Source organism: Lentzea sp. NPDC092896 (assembly GCF_044754905.1).
Lineage (GTDB): Bacteria > Actinomycetota > Actinomycetes > Mycobacteriales > Pseudonocardiaceae > Lentzea.
Genome location: NZ_JBIVPX010000010.1, coordinates 276,627 through 294,651, shown reverse-complemented (window position 1 = coordinate 294,651; position 18,025 = coordinate 276,627). Strand labels below are relative to the sequence as shown.

Here is an 18,025-nt window from a genome sequence, read left to right as displayed (position 1 = left end):
GGTGCGTTCCCACGACTACGGCCGCGACGTCCTGTCCACCCCGAAGCGCAAGAAGGTCCCCGAGATCACGGCCGAACCCGGCCTCGTCGTCGAGGACCCCGCCAGCGGCTTCTGCGGGGCCGTCGTGAAGTTCGAGTACGGCCAGGTCGTCCTGGAGGACCGCCACGGCCGGCACCGGCTGTTCCCGCTCAACCCCGCCGGCTTCCTCGTCGACGGCAAGCCCGTCACCCTCGTCAAACCCATGCCGCAGCCGCAGAAGGCGAAGATCACCGCGTCCGGCTCGGTCAAGGTCGAGGGGCTGCGCGCGCAGACCGCCAAGGCCAGCCGCATCTGGGTCGAGGGCAAGCACGACGCCGAGCTCGTCGAACGCGTCTGGGGCCACGACCTGCGCGTCGAGGGCATCGTCGTGGAACCCCTGCACGGCGTCGACGAACTCCCGCAACGCATCCACGACTTCGGCACCGCCCCGCACCGCCGCCTCGGCGTCCTGGTCGACCACCTCGTCGCGAACTCCAAGGAACAACGCGTCGTCGACCAGATCCGCGATGACAACGTCCTCGTCACCGGCCACCCCTACGTCGACATCTGGCAGGCCGTGAAGCCCGCGGCCGTCAAGATCAAGGCCTGGCCGCAGATCCCGCGCGGCGTCGACTGGAAGACCGGCGTGTGCGCGCAACTGGGCTGGGGCGAGACGTGGGAAGGCTGGCAGCGCGTCCTGAACTCGGTGAGCAGCTACCGCGACATCGAGTCCGACCTGCTCGGCGCCGTCGAACGGCTCATCGACTTCGTCACCGTGCCCCAGGACTGATCACTCGGGCCTGCGCGCGCGAGTCCAGGCGATGAGGTTCATGCCGAGCGAGCCCAGCGCCACGACGCCCAGCATCACGCCCAGCACCCAGAACACCTGGTCGTTGTCGGCCAGCGCCGCGTCCACGACCCGGCCGTCGCGCAGGTCGTAGCGCACGGTCACGCGCGTTCCCTGCTCGTGCTTGGACCCGTTCTCCGACAGGATCTGCACCTGCTTGCCGCCGTCGGGCAGCGGGTACTCGACCTTCAGCGAGGCGCTCTTGCCGGACTTGATCCGCTCGAGCACCGTCGCCTCGGCGCTGGCCCAGGACCGCTGCTCGGCCGCGGACTGCAGCACGATCACCAGCCCCACGATCGCGCCGACCAGGACGAGCCCGGACACGAACCGGCCCCTGCTCGACTTCACCGACTTCGCCATCACGCCTCCTTCGCCGGAATCATCTCCCGTTGATCGATTTCGTTACGGTCCGGGGCCCAGCACGGTGAATCTCGGAGCCCGGTGCTCCCCGTTGGTGTATGTATGGGCTCATGGCCGCGCTGATCTGGCTGATCGTCGGGATACTGCTCGTCGTCGCCGAGGTTCTCTCCGGTGACTTCGTGCTGGTCATGCTCGGCGCCGCCGCGCTGGCCGCGGCGGGCGTGTCCGCACTGGGTGCCGCCGACCTGGTGAGCGTGCTCGTCTTCGCGGCCTCGTCGGTGGGCCTGATCGTCGGGGCCCGGCCGCTGCTCAAGAAGCGGCTGCAGCTCGGCTCGGGGATCAGGATGCACCACGAGGCGCTGCTGGGCGGCAGGGCCATCGCGTTGTCCAAGGTGGACGAGCACGGCGGGCAGGTGAAGATCGGCGGCGACACCTGGAGCGCGCGCACCCTCGACGGGTCCGTGGTCGAAGCAGGAGAAGCCGTCACCGTTGTCGAGATCTCGGGCGCCGTCGCCGTGGTGATAGCCGCGGTGTGAGCGCCCGCAGAAGGGTGTGAACCGAGTTGGACCCGATCACCGCTGTGGTCGTGGCCGTAATCGCGATCTTCGTGCTGACCATCGCCGTCAAATCGGTGCTGGTCATCCCGCAGGCGCAGGCCGCCGTCATCGAACGCCTCGGCCGCTACCGCAACACCGCGGCACCCGGCCTGAACATCATCGTGCCGTTCATCGACAAGGTGCGGGCCCGCATCGACCTGCGCGAGCAGGTCGTGTCGTTCCCGCCGCAGCCGGTGATCACCCAGGACAACCTCACGGTGTCCATCGACACCGTCGTGTACTTCCAGGTCACCGAGCCGCGCTCCGCGGTGTACGAGATCTCCAACTACATCGTCGGTGTCGAGCAGCTCACCATCACCACGCTGCGCAACCTCGTCGGTGGCATGAGCCTGGAAGAGACGCTGACCTCGCGTGACCACATCAACGGTCAGCTGCGCGGCGTGCTGGACGAGGCGACCGGCCGCTGGGGCCTGCGCGTGGCCCGCGTCGAGCTCAAGTCCATCGACCCTCCTCCGTCCATTCAGGACTCGATGGAGAAGCAGATGCGCGCCGACCGCGAGAAGCGCGCCATGATCCTCACCGCCGAGGGCCAGCGCGAGTCGTCGATCAAGACCGCGGAGGGCCAGAAGCAGTCGCAGATCCTCGCCGCGGAGGGCGGCAAGCAGGCCGCGATCCTGTCGGCCGAGGGTGAGCGGCAGTCGCAGATCCTGCGGGCACAGGGTGAACGTGCCGCCCGCTACCTGCAGGCGCAGGGTCAGGCCAAGGCCATCGAGAAGGTGTTCGCCGCGATCAAGGCGGGCAAGCCCACGCCGGAGGTGCTGGCCTACCAGTACCTGCAGACGCTGCCGCAGATGGCGCAGGGCGACGCGAACAAGGTCTGGATGATCCCGTCCGACTACGGCAAGGCCCTCGAAGGGTTCGCCCGCATGCTCGGCGCGCCCGGTGACGACGGCGTGTTCCGCTACGAGCCGCCGGCCGCCGAGGAGGGTGAGACGTCGCGCCCGGAGGACGAGGACGAGTCGGTCGCCGCCTGGTTCGACCTCAAGTCCGACCCGAAGGTCGCCGAGGCCGTCGCCGCCGCGGAGGCGGTGGCGCGTCAGGAGGTGCCCGGTCCGCTCAGCGGCATGCCGCGTCCGGTCGGCCGTTCCGCGCCGCTGCCGGAACTGGCCGGGTCGGAGTTCGAGAGCGAGCAGCCCCGGTCGTTGCACCAGCCGGAAGACCAGGTCTGAGGCAACAGACACGCCGAGCGGCCCATCCCGATCACCGGGGTGGGCCGCTCAGTCGTTTCACCAGCGAAAACAGAAAACTTCAAGAAATTCGGGGGAGTGTGTCGATCGAACGCCCGGCCCGTTCGACCTTGGCGTGAAAGGGTCCACAACGGACCCGCACGAACCCACTGGGAGCGCACATCATGAAGTTCATGCTGATCTGGCGAGTGGCCTCCGACGAGGCGTGGGCCAACCTCGGTGAGATCGACTTCGACCAGATGCTCGAGACCGTCGGCAAGTTCAACGAGGAGCTCATCGAGGCCGGCGTGCTGATCGCCGCCGAAGGCCTCGCTCCCGCCGAGGAGGGTGTGGTCGTCGACTTCTCCTCCGAACCGCCCGTCGTCACCGACGGCCCGTACGGGGAGACCAAGGAGCTGTTCAACGGCTTCTACCTGATCAACGTCCCCACCATCGAGGACGCGATCGGGTGGGCCAAGCGCACCCCGATGACCGCCGCCGGGTTCAAGACCGAGATCCGCCGCGTGCCGACGATCGACGAGTTCCCGCAGGACAACGAGTGGATCAAGAAGGAACGGGCGTGGCGCGAGTCCACCGGCCAGCTCTGATCGCGCGTTTGGTTTGATCTGGCCTCATGAGCGACCCCACCGGACGCAAGGCCGTGGCCGCGGTGTGGCGCATCGACTCCGCGAGGATCATCGGTGCGCTCACCCGCTACACCGGCGACTTCGCGCTGGCCGAGGACCTCGCGCAGGAGGCACTGGCCGAAGCGCTGGTGACCTGGCCGCGCGAGGGCGTGCCGAACAACCCGGCCGGCTGGCTGCTCACCGTCGGACGGCGGCGCGCGATCGACGCGTTCCGCCGCCGCAGCGCCCGTGACGAGAAGTACGCCGCGATGGCGCATCACCTGCCCGAGGGCGGCGCGTTGACCGGTGCCGAGCCCGGCCCGGCACCCGATGACGTGCTGTGGGACCCGGACCAGATCGACGACGACACCCTCGCCCTGATGTTCACCTCGTGTCACCCGGTGCTCTCGCGCGAGTCCGGGGTGGCGCTGACGTTGCGCGTCATCGGCGGCCTGAACAGCGACGAGATCGCGCGGGCGTTCCTGGTGCCCACCGCGACCGTGCAGGCCCGCATCACGCGCGCCAAGAAGACCCTCGGCGCCGCCGGCGTGCCGTTCGAGGTGCCGCCGGTAGACGAACGTCCCGCGCGGCTGGCCCAGGTCCTGAGCGTGGTCTACCTGATCTTCACCGAGGGCTCGTCCGCGAGTTCCGGCGACGAGGTCATCCGCTTCGACCTGGCCGGGGAGGCGCAGCGGCTCGCGCGGATCCTGTCGCGGCTGATGCCGGAGGAACCCGAGGTCCACAGCCTGCTGGCCCTGCTGGAGCTGACCGCCGCCCGGTTCCCGGCCCGTCGCGGTCCCGACGGCGAGACCGTGCTGCTCGAGGAGCAGGACCGGCGGCGCTGGGACCGTTCCGCCATCGCGCGCGGCCGGGCCGCGCTCGCGAAGGCCGCCGACGCCGGTCGCGGGTACGGCTACTACGGGCTGCAGGCCGCGATCGCCGAGTGCCACGCGCTGGCGTCCTCGGTCGAGGAGACGAACTGGGGCCGCATCGTCGCCCTGTACGAGGGGCTGGGCAGTCTCGCGCCGTCCCCGGTCGTGGACCTCAACCGCGCGGTCGCCGTGTCGATGGCCCAGGGGCCCGCCGCGGCCCTGCCGATCGTCGACTCGCTCGCGTCGAGCGACGCGTTCAAGGACTCGCACCAGCTACCGGGCGTGCGCGGAGAGTTACTGCGCCGCCTGGGCCGGGTCGACGAGGCCCGCACCGAGCTGGAGCAGGCCATTCGTCTCTGCGGCAACGAACGCGAGCGTGCCGTGCTGACCCGGAAGCTGGCCGAACTGTAGGCAGTTGAACACCGACGGTGAACCTTAAATCCGTTAGGGCGACATCGGTGGCACTCGACCAGGTGACGCGTGAATGATGTTGTGATGGACTCGTTGCCCGCCACCGTGGCCTCCGCGCTCGCCGAGGCCGACGGCGAGGGCACCGACTGGCCGGTGCAGTGGCAGGCGCTCACCGCCGTGTCCGTCGAACTGCAGTCGTTGCTGCTCACCGATCCCGGCCCCGCGCTGGTCGCGTTGATCGAGCGGATCGTCACCCAGCTGGCCGACGGGGTCGCGAGCAGCCGCCGGCACCGCGTCGAACTCGCCGAACTGGCCCATCGCGTCCTGAGCACCCACGCCCTCGCCTGCGCCGAGACCAGGCCCGACCCGCTGCGGCTGGCCGACTGGCTGCTCGACCTGCAGCTGCACCACCCCGACGCACCCGACGTCAGCCTCGCCGCCTACGCCGACTCGCTCGACGACGACGGCCTCGCCCGGTACCGGGAACGGGCGGTGGCGTTGTTCGAGCCCCTGGCGGTGATCGGGTTCGGCGAGACCGGCCGCTACGACCGTGCCCGCTGGGCGTTGCTGCGCGTCATGGAGGAGCTCGCCGAGTACACCGAGGACGTCGACCTGCAGCTGCTCGTGCTGTCCAAGGACCTGTCCTCGGGCTGGCACTACCTGCAGGTCGCGACCGTGCTGCGGGACAACGGCCGCTCCGAGGAGGCCCTGGAGTGGGTCGAACGCGGGTTGCGCGCCGTGGGCGGGCGAGGCGCGGCGCTGCGGCTGATCGACCTCGCCGTGGAGGAACACCTGCGCCGAGGCGCACCCCAGCGAGCGGTGGAGGTGTGCCGGGAGGCGTTCTTCGCCCGGCCGAACCTCGACGTCTACCTCAAGATCCGCGCGCTGGTCGTGCACACCGACGAGTGGCCGCCGTTGCGCGCGGAACTGGTGAACCACCTCGTGCACGACGGCAGCCGCCTCGCGGTCGAGGTCTACCGGCGCATCGTCGAGGTCGAACTCGCCCGGCGCGGCATCGAGGAGCAGGACCTGGTGGTCGAACTGCTCGAACAACTACGCGGCCTGCAGCCCGACGCGTTCGCCGACTACCTGGACCACATCAAGTCGAGGCACGTGGCCGACCGGGAACTGCTCGACGAGTTGTCCCGGCGCGGATTCTGACCAATACCGATTCGGATAGTCCGGACTCGTACTATCCTATTTCGCATGATCGAGGCCGGAGGGGATCCGGTCCGCCCACGGCCGGGCGCGCTCCAGCTGGGCGGACACCGACAGCAGCGTGCACTCGTCGTGCTGGCGGCCCACGAGCTGCACCGCCAGCGGCAGGCCCGCCGACGTGCGGCCGGCGGGCACGCAGGCGGCCGGGTTGCCGACGATGTTCCACAGCGGCAGGAACGTCGTGTAGTGCGAGGCCGCGAGCAGCGCCGTGACGACGTTGCGGCCGTCCCACTCGCCCACGCGGATCGGCGGGCGGGTCAGCGCCGGGGTCAGCAGCACGTCCACCGAGGTGAACACCCGGTTCGCGTAGGCGGTGAGCGTCGCGTCGTCCTTGGCGGCCCAGCGCACCGCGCCATGCGGGATGCGGCGGCCCAGCTCACCGACCGCACGCGTGCGGGCCTCGACGAGCTCCGGGAACTCCATGCCCGTGCGCGCGAGATAGGCGTTGTGGAGGTAGCGAGCCGCGAACTGCGTGGAGGCGGTGACGTCGCGCATCGGCGGGTCCAGGCGCACCACGTCGTGGCCCAGGTCGGTGAGCAGTGCGGCGGTGTCCTGCACGACGTCGCGGACCTCGTCGGCGATGGCGATGCCCGGACCCCACGGTCGCAGCGACACCCCGATCCGCAGCCGGCCCGGATCGGTGCGCGCGGCCTGAGTGAAGCTCGTGCGCGGCGGATGGGCGACGTGCGCGTCACCGGGCATGGCGCCGTGGATCTGGTCGGCCACCAACGCCCAGTCCGCGACCGTGCGGGTGATGGGTCCCGCCACGACGAGACCACCCCACATCTCCGGTTCCGGCGACAACGAGACGCGGCCGCGCTGGGGCTTGAGCCCGAACAGGCCCGTCACCGCCGCGGGGATGCGGATCGACCCGGCGCCGTCGGTGCCGATCGCGGCCGCCGCCAGTCCCGCCGCCACCGCCGCGGCCGAACCACCGCTGGAACCACCGGGCGAGTGCGTCAGCGACCACGGGTTGCGCGTCGGACCGGCCCAGGAACTCTCGGTGTAGGGCCACAGGCCCAGTTCCGGCATGCGGGTGCGGCCGATGATCACCGCCCCGGCCTCGCGCAGCCGCGTGACGATCGCGGAGTCGCCCGGCTGCGGGGTGCGGGCGGCGTTCGTGCCCTTGGTCGTGGGCAGGCCCTGCAGCGCGATGTCCTCCTTGACCGCGATCGGCACGCCCAGCAGCGGCAGGTCCTCACCCGCGGCCCTGCGTTCGTCCGCCCTCGTGGCCTCCGCCAGGGCCTGCTCGGCGAAGACCAGCCGGAACGCGTTGAGCCGCGGGTCGATCCGCTCGATGCGCCGCAGGTGCTCGGCGACCAGGTCGCGCGCGCTCACCTCGCCGGACCGCACGGCGTGCGCCTGCCTGGCCGCCCCGGCGAAACACAGCTCCGTCAGCTCCATGAACCGACCCTAAGCGCCCACAGGTGATCTACGGAATGGGAGTAGCACGCATGAGAGTCCTCGCGATGGCCGCCGCGGTCCTCGTCGCCGTGAGCACGACCCTGGTGTCGTCGTTGCCCGCGCACGCCTACCCGGACGTCACCCGCGCCGACCTGATCAACCGGGCCAGGTCGTGGCTCACGGCCGGCCCCGGTCACGGCCCGGTGCCCTACAGCCAGCAGGCGAGGTTCGAGGGCTACCGGCAGGACTGCTCCGGCTACGTCTCGATGGCCGCGAAGATCGACCAGCCCGGGAAGATCACCACCGACCTCGCCGACCGCCTGCACTCCAAGTCGATCTCCCTGGCCGAACTGCGGTGGGGCGACATCATCGTCAACACCACGGGGGACACCGCCGACGGCCGGCACGTCGTCATCTTCGAGAAGTGGGCCGACCCCTACCGGACCGCGTACCACGCCTACGAGCAGCGCAGCGTCCACGGCACGACCTACCGCGTCCTGCGCTACGGCATCTCCCAGGCCGACAACTACTGGCCGCGGCGGCTGCTCAACGTGATCGACTGAGACGCCCCTGATGCCCACCGGCTGTCACGGCCGGTGGGCTGGGCGTTGAACACCGGGTTGAACTCCGCCACTGTCCGGGTCGATGACCCAGGTCACATCATCGAGTCATGTCCCTTCTCTCGCGCTGGCTCACAGCGACCTCCGGTGTCCTGACCGTCGCGGCGGTGACGTGGGGCCGGCGACGGCGGACACCCGGCCCGGCGCCGCGGAGCCTGTCGCCGCTGCAGGACATCCGCGCCCGGCTGCTCGCCACCGAGTCCGACGTGCGCCTGGGCGGGCTGCGGGACTGGGTCGCCCACGGGGAGAGCCGCGCCGAGCACCGGCAGCCCGCGCTGGACGTGCTGTGCGAGGCGCTGCGGGAGCTGCCGTGGCCGGGCACGCAGGTCGACCAGCGGTGGCGCAGCGTCCTGCAGGCCTCGCTGGCCGCGCGCCTGCGACCGGGACCTGGGTTCTGGCTGGGCAGCGACGTGGACCTGCGGCACACCACGCTGGTCGACTTCGACCTGTCGGAGTGCCGGCTGCGCGACGCCCGGTTCGACGGCACCCGGTTCCTCGGTGACGCGCGGTTCGACCAGTCGACGTTCCTCGGGGCGTTTCAGGCGCGCGGCGCGTTCTTCGCACGGCACGTGCAGCTCACACGGTCGGTGTTCGCCCGTGGCCTGGGGCTGCGCGGGGTGACGGTGTGCGGCAACGGCGAGCTGTCGCACATCCACGTCGCCGGTCCGGCGGTGCTGCGCGGGATGCGGTTCTCCGGGCGCGCGGACTTCACCTGCTCGCGGTTCGGCTCCGAGCTGGACTGCTCACGGGTGCGGTTCGGTGGGCGGGCGGTGTTCCGCCGTGCCTGGTTCGCGGGTGCCTCGTCGTTCGCGGGCGCGTGGTTCCGGGGACGGGAGGACTTCGTGGACGCCGCGTTCGGGGGCGAGTCGTCGTTCGAGAACGCCCGGTTCGGGCACCGCGTTCACGCCGACTGACGACTCACGCCGATTGCCTGCTGCGATGGTTCGCCACCGCCACGCGGTTCGCGCACTTGGTCGAGCAGAACCTGCGCTTGCCGTTGCGGCTGGTGTCGACGAACACCGTGTCGCAGCCCTCGCGGCCGCACCAGCCGATGCGCCCGGCGTCCTCGCAGAACAACGCCGCCATGCCCGCCGCCGTGTAGGCCTTGAGGCGCACGTCGGTCGGCGCGTCCTCACGGGCGTAGTGCAGGTGCGGGGCGCGTCCGTCGTGCGTGGAGATGTAGTGCGTGGTCGACGATCGGGCCAGCAGCTCGTTGAGCAGCTGCACGGTCGGCTCCCGGAACACCTTCCGCAGCCGTTCGATCCAGTCTCGTACGTCACGTTCCTGCCGGGCGTCGAGCGAGCCCAGCGGCTTGTAGTCCGAGGCTTTCAGCACGTCGAGCAGCCGATCGGCCGGATCGGCGTTGACCAGCTTCGCGGCGAGCTCGGCGGCCGCCCCGCCGTAAGGGTTGAAATGCACTAGACCATGACATCAGGCTTGGCTCATGATCGCCACCTGCCCCGCCTGCCACTGGCCCTGCTCGACCGCCGTCTCCTCGCACGGCCCGGTCGCCTACGTGCGCTGCGTCTGCGGCCTGTTCCTCGTCGTCGAACGCGGCGTCCTCACCGCGACCGCCGGGACCAGCACGTTCGCCCCGGCACACCACAGCCGTGGTGATCTTGCTAGTGTCCCGGACCGTGAGCCGTCGTGAGCTTCTGTGCGACACCGCGATCCAGATCCTCGCGGTGGAAGGCGGCCGGGGCCTGACCCACCGCGCGATCGACCGCGAGGCCGGCGTCCCCATCGGCACCACGAAGAACTACTTCCCGACCCGCGAGTCCGTCCTCACCGCGTGCGCCGCCCGCATGACCTCACTGCACCAGGCCGCCGTGCAACGCCTGCGCGAGACCACCCCGCTCGACATCACCGCCACCGACGTCGCCGAGCTCTACCCGGCCCTGCTGCGCCGCGCGGTCGCCGACGACCCGACGCAGATGCTCGCGATGGTCGAGCTCTACCTGGAGGCCGTCCGCCGCCCCGGCGTGCGCGAGGCGCTCTCGGGCATGGTCCTCGCGAACGCCGAGGCCGGCGCCGCCCTGCAACAGGCGGCGGGCCTGCCGTCCACGGTCCGCGACACGGGCCTGCTCGACGCCTACTTCCTGGGCGTCGCGATCTCCCTGCTCGCCCTGCCGGCCGAGACCCTGAAGACCGTCGGCCTCAACGACCCGTACGCGCTGGGGATCGGCGTGTTCTCCGCGACCGTGCCTAACGCCGGCCGGTCACCAGAACGGAGATCAGCAGAATCAGGCTGAGCACCGCCATCACCCCGCACGCCACCGTGAACACGGTCGGCCCGGTGAGCACCGCGACAGCGCCGGTCACGAGCGTGACAGCGCCGAGGACCACCGCCGTGTACCGCTTGTGCCTGCTGCGCAGCGGTGCGCGGGTGGCGTCGAGGCAGTGCGTGGTCAGCGTGCTGACGATGAGACGGCTGTTCTGCGTGGTGCCGCTGATGTGCAGCATCGCGCCGTCGGAGAAGCGCAGCGTGCAGTCGGGCTCGAGCTGCTCGGTGGCGTCGATCGTGCTCACCTGATCCCACCTCCAGGACCGGGTCACGCCGCCGATGACGTGCGCGATGCCGTCGTCGTGCAGCTCGATCACCTCGGGCCTGCGTGCCTTGCGCAGCAGGAGGAAGGCGGCCGGGGCGTTGAGCCCCAGTGGGATGAGGGCGAAGACCAGCCCGTTCTCGGCGCCGTCGAGGTCGATCACGAACGACAGGGCGACCATCGCCGCGCACGCGAGCGAGAGGACCAGCAGGACGCGGCCCAGGACACGGCGCCGGTCCGTGCCGACGAGGTGAGTGCTGCGCAGGGTGCCCATTCGATCAACCTAGTTCGCCGAGCAGTGCCGCGTAGGTCTGTTCGAGATCACCGGTGGCGTCGATGACCGTCGCGCCGGGGGTGAGGTACGCCGTGACGCGCTCGCGGCTGTGCCGGACGACGGTCTCGCCGCCCAGCGCGTCGACGACGTGGTCGATGTGGTGCTCGCGGTGCCGGTAGCGGTCGATCGCGGTCTCGGGTGGGGTGAGCAGCACGAATTCGACGTAGTCGGCGCCTGCGGAGGTGGCCGCGTGGGCGAACTTGTCGCGTTCGGTGTGGCGCATGATCAGCTGCGGCATCACGACGTCGTTGCCCGAGGCCAGGTGGGTGGCGGCCATGGCGAGTGCGAGCGGACGGACTAGGTCGACCGCGCCGTAGAAGTCCTCGCGCCAACCGCCGACGAGGCGGACGATCTCGTCGGCGTCGAGGTTGAGGATCCGGGGGTGAGCTGCGGCGTAGCGGGCGGCCAGCGTGGACTTGCCGACGCCGGTGGGGCCGTTGAGGTGGATCAGCCGAGGCACTCGATCAAGGCTAGCGGCACACCCTCACCAGCTCGTCGATCGCCGTGGCCACCAGCGCGATCGCGATGTCCGGCGACTTGCCGCAACTGGCCGGCCGCGGCGGCACCGGCTGCTCGGTCAGCGCCACCCGCCACTCCCGTCCGTCGTCGTGCCGCACGGTCGCGGAGTCCGCGGTCTCGCCGACGACGGTGAGCACGTCGCGGGTCTCGCCGATCCGCGAGCGGACGGCGACCTCGGCCACCTGACCCCGCGGGGTGAAGCAGGAGCGGCCCCGACAGCGGTCGGCGAGGATGCCCTCGGTGACGACGCGGTGCGCCAACTGGTGGTCGATTCGTCCGTACAGGTGACCGGTGGGCAGCAGCACGCCGGTGGGGGCGAAGCGGTGGCCGCCGGTGTGGGTGCACTCCCACAGGTTGAGCGCGGTGGCGATCGGGCGGCCGTACAGGGCGCAGCAGACGTCGCGTTTGCTGTTGGTGCAGATCAGCAGCAACGGGTCGGCGACCGGGGTGCCGAACGCGGTGGAGCGGCCCGCGCCCAGTTCCTCGAAGTCGAGTTCGAGGGCTTCCTCGGGGGTGGCCAGGTCGGCCTGTTCCAGCCACGAGGCGCCGGGCTTCGTCGAGGCCAGGTACAGGCGCCGGGTCGCGGGGACGTGGGTGTCGGCGTGCTTGCCGGGGCGGCGGATCAGCAGGATGCGCACGCCCGTGCCGGCGGCGCGACGCTGCAGTTCGGCACCCAGCTCAGGGTCGAGGTGGCTCTCCAGCAGGGCGTCGCGGCCCCACGGGCCCGGCTGTTCCAGGCACAGCCACGCCGTCGCGGTCGCGGCCGTGCCGGCCAGCGGTTCGCCCGCGAAGTCGGAGAGTATCGAGCACCTCATCTGCACACCCTATACGGCCGTTCGGGTGATGACTAAGGACACCCTTACTCAATCGGTGTGACCTCGAACATCAGTGGTTGTCGTGCGGAGCGAGGGCTAGGTTTTCGTTCATGAACCTCGCGGTGTGGATCGTCTCGGGACTGCTGGCGGCCCTCTATCTCATGGCGGGCTTCACCAAGCTGGTCAAGGCCAAACAGGATCTGCTGGCCGAGCCGCGCATGTCCTGGGTCGGGGACTTCACCGACGGGCAGGTCAAGGGCATCGGCGCGGTCGAGGTCGCGGGCGCGATCGGCCTGGTGCTGCCGTGGCTGACCGGCATCGCGCCGATCCTCACCCCGATCGCGGCCATCGGCCTCGCGCTGGTGCAGGTGGGTGCCGCGATCACGCACATCCGGCGCGGCGAGGGCGCCACGGTGCCGGTCAACTTCGTGCTGTGCGCGCTCGCGGTGTTCGTCGCCGGCGTGCGCTTCGGTCAGCTCTAGCCTTCGAGCCGCCGCACGCGGTCGCGCATCGACGCTTCGAGTTTGGCGCGGTAGCCGAGGAACAGCTTGTTCGCCAGGTAGGGCGCCCAGTTGCCCTGCTTGGCGATGTTGTAGACGCGGTGCCGCACCAGCGCGCCCTCGGGGTGGGAGTGCAGCGAGTCCTCGCCGCGGTACCACCAGTCGCCCCAGTAGGCGATCACGCCCTGGTCGCGGTCCACGAGCCGGTGCGACCCGGACTCGCCGGCGTCGGCGAACATCCGTGCGCGCACGTCCTCCAACGGCGCGTGCACCACGCCGGTGACTTCGAAGAGCAGTCTCATCGGTGTCTGTCCTCCCAGGTGTCGTAGCCGCCGACGGTGCCCTCGCGGGTGGCGGTGGCGAACCAGGACAGCCAGGCGCGTTCGGCGCGCAGCACGGCCATCCGGTAGTCGAGCTCGATCCACGCGAGCTGGGGCAGTCCCATGCCCGCGAGCCTCTCCAGCAGCACGGCCAGCGCGGTGAGCTGCTCGGCCACGGCGGCCTCACGGCGCTGCACGACCTCCAGCGCGTCCGCCGGCGGCAGCAGCCCGACCATCGAGATCCCGGCCTCGAAGCGCGGGTACTCCCTGACCGGTTCGGCGATCAGCGAGCGCAGCCAGTCGTGCAGTTCCGCCGTGCCCGCGTCGGTGACGGCGTAGACGGTGCGCTCGGGCCGGTTACCGGCCTTCTGCACGGCCGAGGCGGTGATCAGCTCGTGGCGGGTCAGGGACTCCACCACGGTGTAGAGCGAGCCGTAGTTGAGCTTGATGACCTCCTCCTGGTGGCGTTCCCGCATGGTCTGCGCCATCTCGTAGGGGTGCATGGGCCGCTCCGACAGCAGCGCCAGCACCGCGAGGGCCAGGGGGTTCGTGCGCTTGAACGTCATATCCGCTCCCGTATATCCGGCGCCGAGTATACGGGTTAGGGTGGGTGGCATGACAACGGTGATCACCGGGGGAAGCCGGGGTATCGGTGCCGCGACCGCGCGCAGGCTCGTGCGAGACGGGCACCGGGTCGTGATCAGCTACCGCCAGGCCGCCGACGAGGCCCAGGCGCTGGAGAAGGAACTAGGCGTGCTGGCCGTGCGGGCCGACACCGCCGACGAGGACGACGTGGCGCGTCTGTTCGACGCGGCCGGCGACGACATCACGGGCGTGGTCAACAACGCGGGCATCACCTCCCCGTCCGGCCCGCTGGCCGAGCTGCGCACCGAGGACCTGCGCCGCGTGGTCGACGTCAACGTCATCGGCGCGTTCTTCGTCGCACGGGAGGCGGCGCGGCGGATGACCGGCGGCTCGATCGTGAACGTGTCCTCGGGAGCGGCGACGCTGGGCAGTCCGGGGGAGTACGTGCACTACGCCGCCACCAAGGCCGCCGTCGACGCGCTCACGATCGGACTGGGCAAGGAACTCGCGCCGCGCGGGATCCGGGTCAACTGCGTGCAGCCCGGCACGATCCGCACCGACATCCACCAGCTCTCCGGTCAGCCCGACCGCCCCGACCGCGTCGCCTCCCGGATCCCGCTCGGCCGCCCCGGCGAGGCCGACGAGATCGCGAACGCCATCGCGTGGCTGCTCTCGGATGAGGCGTCCTACGCGACGGGCACGATCCTGCGGGTTGCCGGCGGCATGTGAAGGTGTGGCCTTTCGCCTCTGCGGGCGGTGTTCGCGCTGCCCGTAGGCTTCTCCGTCATGTCCGCGCCCACGCTCACCGACTTCGTGCTCGCCAACACGACGCTGGCCCCGGTGCCGCTGGTGCCCGAGGTGCTGCTGCACAGCGCGGCCGAGGCGATGGACCTGTGGGAACTGACCCACCACGACCAGCCGCCGTTCTGGGCGTTCCCGTGGGCCGGCGGCCAGGCCCTCGCCCGGCACGTGCTCGACCACTCCGGACTGGTGCGCGACAAGAAGGTGTTCGACCTGGCCTCCGGTTCCGGGCTGGTCGCGATCGCCGCCGCCATCGCCGGGGCGGAGGTCGTGACCGCGAACGACATCGATCCCCTGGCGCTCGCGGCCGTGGAGCTCAACGCGGTGGCCAACGTCGTCACGGTCAGCACCCTGGGCGGTGACCAGCTCGACAGCGACGCCCACGGCGCCGACGTGGTGCTGGCCGGCGACGTCTTCTACGACGCGGAGATCACCGCGCTGGTGTTGCCGTTCCTGACCAGGGCCGCCGCACGGGGCGCGCTCGTGCTGCTCGGCGACCCGGACCGCGCGCACCTGCCCCGCGACCTGTTCACCGCGCAGGCCCGCTACGAGGTGCCGGTGCCGTTGACGCTGGAGAGCACCGAGACCCGCAGCGCCACCGTCTGGCGGGTCTAGCCGATCGAGATGGCGTCGAGCTTGGCCCGCAGGTACTCGCCCCCGCCCACCTCGGGGTAGCGGCCGTCGAGTGACACGATCCGCGCGTCGTGGTCGGTGTTGTAGAAGAAGATCAGCGACACCAGGTCCTCGTCGGGCGCGGAGGCGTCGGGTGGCAGGACGCGGTGCGGGGTGGAACGCCACCGGTCGGAGGTCCAGCGGGCCATCAGGTCGCCGATGTTGACGGTGAAGGCGGCCGGGTCGAACGGCGCGTTCTCCCACACCCCGTCGAGGGTGCGGACCTGCAGGCCGCCCACGCCGTGCTGGCGGTCCAGGATCGTGACGGTGCCGAAGTCGGTGTGCTCGCCGATGCGGAACTGCCCCGGCCCGGCGGGCCCGACCTGCCGCAGCGGCGGGTAGTGGTTGACGTTGAGCGTGTACGAGGCGTTGCCGGTGTGGCGGGTGAACAGGGTCCCGGGATCGCCCAGGGCGACCGCGAAGATCGTCAGCAGCTCGTCGGACAGCGCCCGCATCCGCGCCACGTACTCCGTCACGGCCGCCTCGAGGCCGGGGACCTGGGTGGGGAAGACGTTGGGGCGGAAGAAGAACGGGTCACCGCCCGCCGGGTCGTCCGAGCCGAACGCCAGCGTCTCCTTCAGGTCCGGTGGTGCCATCGCCCCGTCGGCGCGTCCGGTCGCCTGCTCGTCGGGCGGCAACCAGCCTCGCCCGCCCGTGCGCACCGCGTAGGGCTGCTTGTCCGGGGTGGGCAGGGCGAAGAACTCCCGGGTCAGCGCTCGGGTCCGTGCGCGCAGGTCGTCCGGGACGCCGTGCCCGGTGATCAGCAGGAACCCCGACTCGCGCAGCGCCGCGTCGACGCGGCCCGCCACCTCGGCACGGCGCGTGCCGTCGAACCATCCGGACAAGTCCACCAGCGGAACACCCATGACCGCACTCCTACCGCCACTGCGGGCAGCGCGCCAGCCGGTCAGCCGAGCCGTTCCACCACGAACGCCGTCAGGAACCCGGCGGTGGTGCACAGCCCGGTGTAGAGGCGGGCGCGTTCGTAGGCCTCGGGGATCATGGTGTCCGCGATCATCGCCAGGATCGCTCCCGCCGCAACGGCCGTGATCACGGCGATGAGCTGCGGCGACGCGCCGTCGAGCAGCAGATTGCCGAGCGCGGCGGACAGCCCGCTGGCGACCGCGATCGCACCCCACACCCCGAACACGTACCGGGGTCCGCGCCCGGCCTGCTTCATGCCGGCGACACTGGAGAGGCCCTCGGGGACGTTCGAGATGACCACCGCCGCGAGCATCGCCACCCCGACCCCGCCGCCGCTGAGCAGGGACACGCCCAGCACGACCGACTCGGGAACGCCGTCGAGCAGCGCGCCCACGGCGATCGCGGTGCCGCTGCCGGCCTGGTCGGCCTCGGTCGGCTGGTTGCTGCTGCGCTTGCGATGCCGCCCACCACGCCGAGCCAGCAGCAGGTTCGCCAGCACGTAGCCGACCGCGCCGCCGAGGAACCCAGCGGAGGTGGCGAGCAGGCCGCCGGTCTTCTCCGCCTCGTCCATCAGCTCGAACGCCGCCGCCGCGGTCAGCACCCCGGCGCCGAACGCCATTACCACGGCCACGACGTCGCGGGGCACGCGCAGGAACCAGGCGACGAGCGCGCCCGCCACGAGCGCCCCGCCGCCTGCCAGTCCCCAGATCCCTGCTTCCACCCACTGCGGCACCGCTACATCTTGGCGAAGAACACCTTCAGGTCGCCCGCCAGCAGCTCCGGCGAGTCGTGCCCGGAGTAGTGCCCGCCCGTCTCGAACTCCGACCAGTGCACCAGGTTGTGGTGATCGCGCTCGGCGAAGCGGCGGATGGTCTGGAAGTCGTCGGGGAAGATCGCGACGCCCATCGGCACCGTCGTCGGCTCGGCCGGCTGGTCCTCGCGGTGCGCGTCCTCGAAGTACAGCCGCGCGCTCGACCCGGCGGTCGCGGTGAACCAGTAGATCGCCACGTTCGCGAGCAGGAAGTCCTTCGTGACGGCCGGTTCGCCCATCAGCTGCATCGTCCAGGCGAGCTGACCGACGGGGGAGTCCGCGAGCGCGAACGCCACGTTCTGCGGCCGCGCCTGCTGCAGCTTCGCGTACCCGGACATCGTCTCCCAGAAGTTCTGCAGCACGCCGAGCCGGCGGTGGTCGTCCTCGGTCAGGCCCTCCATCTCGGCCGGGTCACCCGAGGGGAACGAGAAGATCTGCGTCACGTGCACGCCCACGACGTGCTCGGGGTCGACCTGCCCGAGCTGCGGCGCGATGATCGCCCCCGCGTCGTTGCCGTGCACCCCGTAGCGCTGGTAGCCCAGCCGCGCCATCAGCTCCGCGAACGCCTTCGCGATCCGCCCGGAGTGCCAGCCCGTCTCGGTGGTCGGCCCGGAGAACCCGAAACCGGGGATCGAGGGGATGACCAGGTGGTGGTCCTCGCGCAGGTGCTCCACGACGTCCACGAACTCCATGACCGAGCCGGGCCAGCCGTGGATCAGCATGATCGGCAACGCGTCCGGGTTCGGGCTCGTGACGTGCAGGAAGTGAACGTTCGTGCCGTCGATCTCGGTGACGAACTGCGGGAAGGAGTTGAGCCGCGCCTCCACGGCCCGCCAGTCGAACTCCCCGGCCCAGTACCGCGCCATCTCCTTCACGTCCGCGACGTCGTCGCCGTAGAGCGACCCGGCCCCCGGCACCTGGTCGGTCCACCGCGTCCGCGTCAGACGAAGCCGCAACTCGTCGATGTCGGCGTCGTCGATCGCGATGTGGAATTCCCTGATCTCCGTCATAACCCAAGGCTAACGACGCTTGCGGCCAG

24 protein-coding genes are annotated in these 18,025 nt (G+C 70.9%); 13 read left to right on the top strand and 11 right to left on the bottom strand.

The genetic code is table 11. From position 1 onward, the window contains the following. The first annotated feature begins 1 nt into the window (after nucleotide 1). On the top strand, nucleotides 2-808 hold the full coding sequence (locus ACIQF0_RS38430) for a DUF3097 domain-containing protein (protein ID WP_401038276.1): 807 nt from the start codon (nucleotides 2-4) through the stop codon (nucleotides 806-808). On the opposite strand, the gene ACIQF0_RS38425 is transcribed toward ACIQF0_RS38430, so the two are convergent. Then, the gene (locus ACIQF0_RS38425; protein WP_401038273.1) at nucleotides 809-1,225 is read right to left on the bottom strand and encodes a DUF3592 domain-containing protein; all 417 of its coding nucleotides are present in this window, start codon (nucleotides 1,223-1,225) and stop codon (nucleotides 809-811) included. It abuts the gene before it with no gap. A gap of 110 nt (nucleotides 1,226-1,335) precedes the next feature. Between ACIQF0_RS38425 and ACIQF0_RS38420 the strand changes: the two genes are divergently transcribed. The 5 genes from ACIQF0_RS38420 to ACIQF0_RS38400 all read left to right on the top strand — a co-directional run bounded on the left by ACIQF0_RS38420 (nucleotide 1,336) and on the right by ACIQF0_RS38400 (nucleotide 6,078). Further along, the gene (locus tag ACIQF0_RS38420) at nucleotides 1,336-1,761 is read left to right on the top strand and encodes an NfeD family protein (protein ID WP_093603168.1); all 426 of its coding nucleotides are present in this window, start codon (nucleotides 1,336-1,338) and stop codon (nucleotides 1,759-1,761) included. Between the two features lie 35 nt (nucleotides 1,762-1,796). Further along, nucleotides 1,797-3,011, top strand: coding sequence for an SPFH domain-containing protein (locus ACIQF0_RS38415; protein WP_360037256.1), 1,215 nt, complete (start codon nucleotides 1,797-1,799; stop codon nucleotides 3,009-3,011). A 182-nt stretch (nucleotides 3,012-3,193) separates the two neighbouring features. Next, nucleotides 3,194-3,616, top strand: coding sequence for a YciI family protein (locus ACIQF0_RS38410; RefSeq protein ID WP_401038271.1), 423 nt, complete (start codon nucleotides 3,194-3,196; stop codon nucleotides 3,614-3,616). 26 nt (nucleotides 3,617-3,642) lie between these two features. Continuing rightward, entirely contained in the window at nucleotides 3,643-4,917 is a 1,275-nt protein-coding gene (locus ACIQF0_RS38405) for an RNA polymerase sigma factor (protein WP_401038268.1), read from the top strand. A 69-nt stretch (nucleotides 4,918-4,986) separates the two neighbouring features. Next, complete coding sequence (locus tag ACIQF0_RS38400) at nucleotides 4,987-6,078, top strand: hypothetical protein (protein ID WP_401038266.1); 1,092 nt, start codon at nucleotides 4,987-4,989, stop codon at nucleotides 6,076-6,078. Between the two features lie 36 nt (nucleotides 6,079-6,114). Here the strand turns inward: ACIQF0_RS38400 and ACIQF0_RS38395 are convergent, their stop codons facing one another. After that, complete coding sequence (locus ACIQF0_RS38395) at nucleotides 6,115-7,539, bottom strand: amidase (protein WP_401038263.1); 1,425 nt, start codon at nucleotides 7,537-7,539, stop codon at nucleotides 6,115-6,117. Nucleotides 7,540-7,589: 50 nt separating this feature from the next. Here ACIQF0_RS38395 and ACIQF0_RS38390 point away from each other — a divergent pair, with 50 nt between their 5' ends. Together ACIQF0_RS38390 and ACIQF0_RS38385 are read left to right on the top strand one after the other, a co-directional pair. Next, entirely contained in the window at nucleotides 7,590-8,102 is a 513-nt protein-coding gene (locus ACIQF0_RS38390; protein WP_401038261.1) for a hypothetical protein, read from the top strand. Nucleotides 8,103-8,209: 107 nt separating this feature from the next. Continuing rightward, entirely contained in the window at nucleotides 8,210-9,073 is an 864-nt protein-coding gene (locus ACIQF0_RS38385) for a pentapeptide repeat-containing protein (RefSeq protein ID WP_401038259.1), read from the top strand. A gap of 4 nt (nucleotides 9,074-9,077) precedes the next feature. On the opposite strand, the gene ACIQF0_RS38380 is transcribed toward ACIQF0_RS38385, so the two are convergent. Next, entirely contained in the window at nucleotides 9,078-9,578 is a 501-nt protein-coding gene (locus ACIQF0_RS38380) for a CGNR zinc finger domain-containing protein (protein ID WP_401038257.1), read from the bottom strand. A 25-nt stretch (nucleotides 9,579-9,603) separates the two neighbouring features. On the opposite strand from ACIQF0_RS38380, the gene ACIQF0_RS38375 reads away from it, so the two are divergent. After that, the gene (locus tag ACIQF0_RS38375) at nucleotides 9,604-9,810 is read left to right on the top strand and encodes a hypothetical protein (protein ID WP_401038254.1); all 207 of its coding nucleotides are present in this window, start codon (nucleotides 9,604-9,606) and stop codon (nucleotides 9,808-9,810) included. Then, nucleotides 9,797-10,411: a TetR/AcrR family transcriptional regulator gene (locus tag ACIQF0_RS38370; protein ID WP_401038252.1), complete on the top strand. Its 615-nt coding sequence runs from the start codon at nucleotides 9,797-9,799 to the stop codon at nucleotides 10,409-10,411. The genes ACIQF0_RS38375 and ACIQF0_RS38370 overlap by 14 nt, the downstream gene beginning before the upstream one ends. Here ACIQF0_RS38370 and ACIQF0_RS38365 read toward each other — a convergent pair. Genes ACIQF0_RS38365 through ACIQF0_RS38355 form a run of 3 tightly spaced genes read right to left on the bottom strand, consistent with a single transcriptional unit; the run spans nucleotide 10,365 to nucleotide 12,373 of the window. Further along, nucleotides 10,365-10,979 (bottom strand): hypothetical protein, encoded by a 615-nt coding sequence (locus ACIQF0_RS38365; RefSeq protein ID WP_401038250.1) that lies wholly within the window; start codon nucleotides 10,977-10,979, stop codon nucleotides 10,365-10,367. The two genes, ACIQF0_RS38370 and ACIQF0_RS38365, sit on opposite strands and share 47 nt — an antisense overlap. A 4-nt stretch (nucleotides 10,980-10,983) precedes the next feature. Beyond that, complete coding sequence (locus tag ACIQF0_RS38360; RefSeq protein ID WP_401038247.1) at nucleotides 10,984-11,499, bottom strand: AAA family ATPase; 516 nt, start codon at nucleotides 11,497-11,499, stop codon at nucleotides 10,984-10,986. A 10-nt stretch (nucleotides 11,500-11,509) separates the two neighbouring features. Next, nucleotides 11,510-12,373, bottom strand: a complete 864-nt coding sequence (locus ACIQF0_RS38355; RefSeq protein ID WP_360036448.1) for a sucrase ferredoxin — start codon at nucleotides 12,371-12,373, stop codon at nucleotides 11,510-11,512. A gap of 110 nt (nucleotides 12,374-12,483) precedes the next feature. On the opposite strand from ACIQF0_RS38355, the gene ACIQF0_RS38350 reads away from it, so the two are divergent. Further along, complete coding sequence (locus ACIQF0_RS38350) at nucleotides 12,484-12,855, top strand: DoxX family protein (RefSeq protein ID WP_401038244.1); 372 nt, start codon at nucleotides 12,484-12,486, stop codon at nucleotides 12,853-12,855. On the opposite strand, the gene ACIQF0_RS38345 is transcribed toward ACIQF0_RS38350, so the two are convergent. Both ACIQF0_RS38345 and ACIQF0_RS38340 read right to left on the bottom strand, forming a co-directional pair. Further along, entirely contained in the window at nucleotides 12,852-13,175 is a 324-nt protein-coding gene (locus ACIQF0_RS38345; RefSeq protein ID WP_401038242.1) for a hypothetical protein, read from the bottom strand. The genes ACIQF0_RS38350 and ACIQF0_RS38345 overlap by 4 nt on opposite strands. Further along, nucleotides 13,172-13,759 carry a PadR family transcriptional regulator gene (locus tag ACIQF0_RS38340; protein ID WP_401038240.1) on the bottom strand — a complete coding sequence of 196 codons (588 nt, stop codon included), beginning with the start codon at nucleotides 13,757-13,759 and terminating at the stop codon, nucleotides 13,172-13,174. Before ACIQF0_RS38340 ends, ACIQF0_RS38345 begins: the two co-directional genes overlap by 4 nt. 49 nt (nucleotides 13,760-13,808) lie before the next feature. Here ACIQF0_RS38340 and ACIQF0_RS38335 point away from each other — a divergent pair, with 49 nt between their 5' ends. Together ACIQF0_RS38335 and ACIQF0_RS38330 are read left to right on the top strand one after the other, a co-directional pair. Continuing rightward, nucleotides 13,809-14,507: an SDR family oxidoreductase gene (locus tag ACIQF0_RS38335; protein ID WP_401038237.1), complete on the top strand. Its 699-nt coding sequence runs from the start codon at nucleotides 13,809-13,811 to the stop codon at nucleotides 14,505-14,507. A gap of 57 nt (nucleotides 14,508-14,564) precedes the next feature. Further along, entirely contained in the window at nucleotides 14,565-15,194 is a 630-nt protein-coding gene (locus ACIQF0_RS38330; RefSeq protein WP_401038234.1) for a class I SAM-dependent methyltransferase, read from the top strand. On the opposite strand, the gene ACIQF0_RS38325 is transcribed toward ACIQF0_RS38330, so the two are convergent. Genes ACIQF0_RS38325 through ACIQF0_RS38315 form a run of 3 tightly spaced genes read right to left on the bottom strand, consistent with a single transcriptional unit; the run spans nucleotide 15,191 to nucleotide 17,996 of the window. Then, nucleotides 15,191-16,117, bottom strand: a complete 927-nt coding sequence (locus ACIQF0_RS38325) for an isopenicillin N synthase family dioxygenase (protein ID WP_401038231.1) — start codon at nucleotides 16,115-16,117, stop codon at nucleotides 15,191-15,193. The two genes, ACIQF0_RS38330 and ACIQF0_RS38325, sit on opposite strands and share 4 nt — an antisense overlap. Before the next feature lie 41 nt (nucleotides 16,118-16,158). Next, nucleotides 16,159-16,908 (bottom strand): ZIP family metal transporter, encoded by a 750-nt coding sequence (locus tag ACIQF0_RS38320; protein ID WP_401038229.1) that lies wholly within the window; start codon nucleotides 16,906-16,908, stop codon nucleotides 16,159-16,161. 2 nt (nucleotides 16,909-16,910) lie between these two features. Further along, complete coding sequence (locus tag ACIQF0_RS38315; protein ID WP_401038227.1) at nucleotides 16,911-17,996, bottom strand: epoxide hydrolase family protein; 1,086 nt, start codon at nucleotides 17,994-17,996, stop codon at nucleotides 16,911-16,913. Nucleotides 17,997-18,025 lie beyond the last annotated feature (29 nt).

Coding starts and splice junctions, on each gene's coding strand:
- ACIQF0_RS38385 (WP_401038259.1), top strand. CDS start 8,210: ATGTCCCTTCTCTCGCGCTGGCTCACAGCGACCTCCGGTGTCCTGACC.
- ACIQF0_RS38375 (WP_401038254.1), top strand. CDS start 9,604: ATGATCGCCACCTGCCCCGCCTGCCACTGGCCCTGCTCGACCGCCGTC.
- ACIQF0_RS38330 (WP_401038234.1), top strand. CDS start 14,565: ATGTCCGCGCCCACGCTCACCGACTTCGTGCTCGCCAACACGACGCTG.
- ACIQF0_RS38355 (WP_360036448.1), bottom strand. CDS start 12,373: ATGAGGTGCTCGATACTCTCCGACTTCGCGGGCGAACCGCTGGCCGGC.
- ACIQF0_RS38315 (WP_401038227.1), bottom strand. CDS start 17,996: ATGACGGAGATCAGGGAATTCCACATCGCGATCGACGACGCCGACATC.
- ACIQF0_RS38350 (WP_401038244.1), top strand. CDS start 12,484: ATGAACCTCGCGGTGTGGATCGTCTCGGGACTGCTGGCGGCCCTCTAT.
- ACIQF0_RS38365 (WP_401038250.1), bottom strand. CDS start 10,979: ATGGGCACCCTGCGCAGCACTCACCTCGTCGGCACGGACCGGCGCCGT.
- ACIQF0_RS38390 (WP_401038261.1), top strand. CDS start 7,590: ATGAGAGTCCTCGCGATGGCCGCCGCGGTCCTCGTCGCCGTGAGCACG.
- ACIQF0_RS38405 (WP_401038268.1), top strand. CDS start 3,643: ATGAGCGACCCCACCGGACGCAAGGCCGTGGCCGCGGTGTGGCGCATC.
- ACIQF0_RS38425 (WP_401038273.1), bottom strand. CDS start 1,225: ATGGCGAAGTCGGTGAAGTCGAGCAGGGGCCGGTTCGTGTCCGGGCTC.
- ACIQF0_RS38340 (WP_401038240.1), bottom strand. CDS start 13,759: ATGACGTTCAAGCGCACGAACCCCCTGGCCCTCGCGGTGCTGGCGCTG.
- ACIQF0_RS38395 (WP_401038263.1), bottom strand. CDS start 7,539: ATGGAGCTGACGGAGCTGTGTTTCGCCGGGGCGGCCAGGCAGGCGCAC.
- ACIQF0_RS38420 (WP_093603168.1), top strand. CDS start 1,336: ATGGCCGCGCTGATCTGGCTGATCGTCGGGATACTGCTCGTCGTCGCC.
- ACIQF0_RS38410 (WP_401038271.1), top strand. CDS start 3,194: ATGAAGTTCATGCTGATCTGGCGAGTGGCCTCCGACGAGGCGTGGGCC.
- ACIQF0_RS38335 (WP_401038237.1), top strand. CDS start 13,809: ATGACAACGGTGATCACCGGGGGAAGCCGGGGTATCGGTGCCGCGACC.
- ACIQF0_RS38345 (WP_401038242.1), bottom strand. CDS start 13,175: ATGAGACTGCTCTTCGAAGTCACCGGCGTGGTGCACGCGCCGTTGGAG.
- ACIQF0_RS38325 (WP_401038231.1), bottom strand. CDS start 16,117: ATGGGTGTTCCGCTGGTGGACTTGTCCGGATGGTTCGACGGCACGCGC.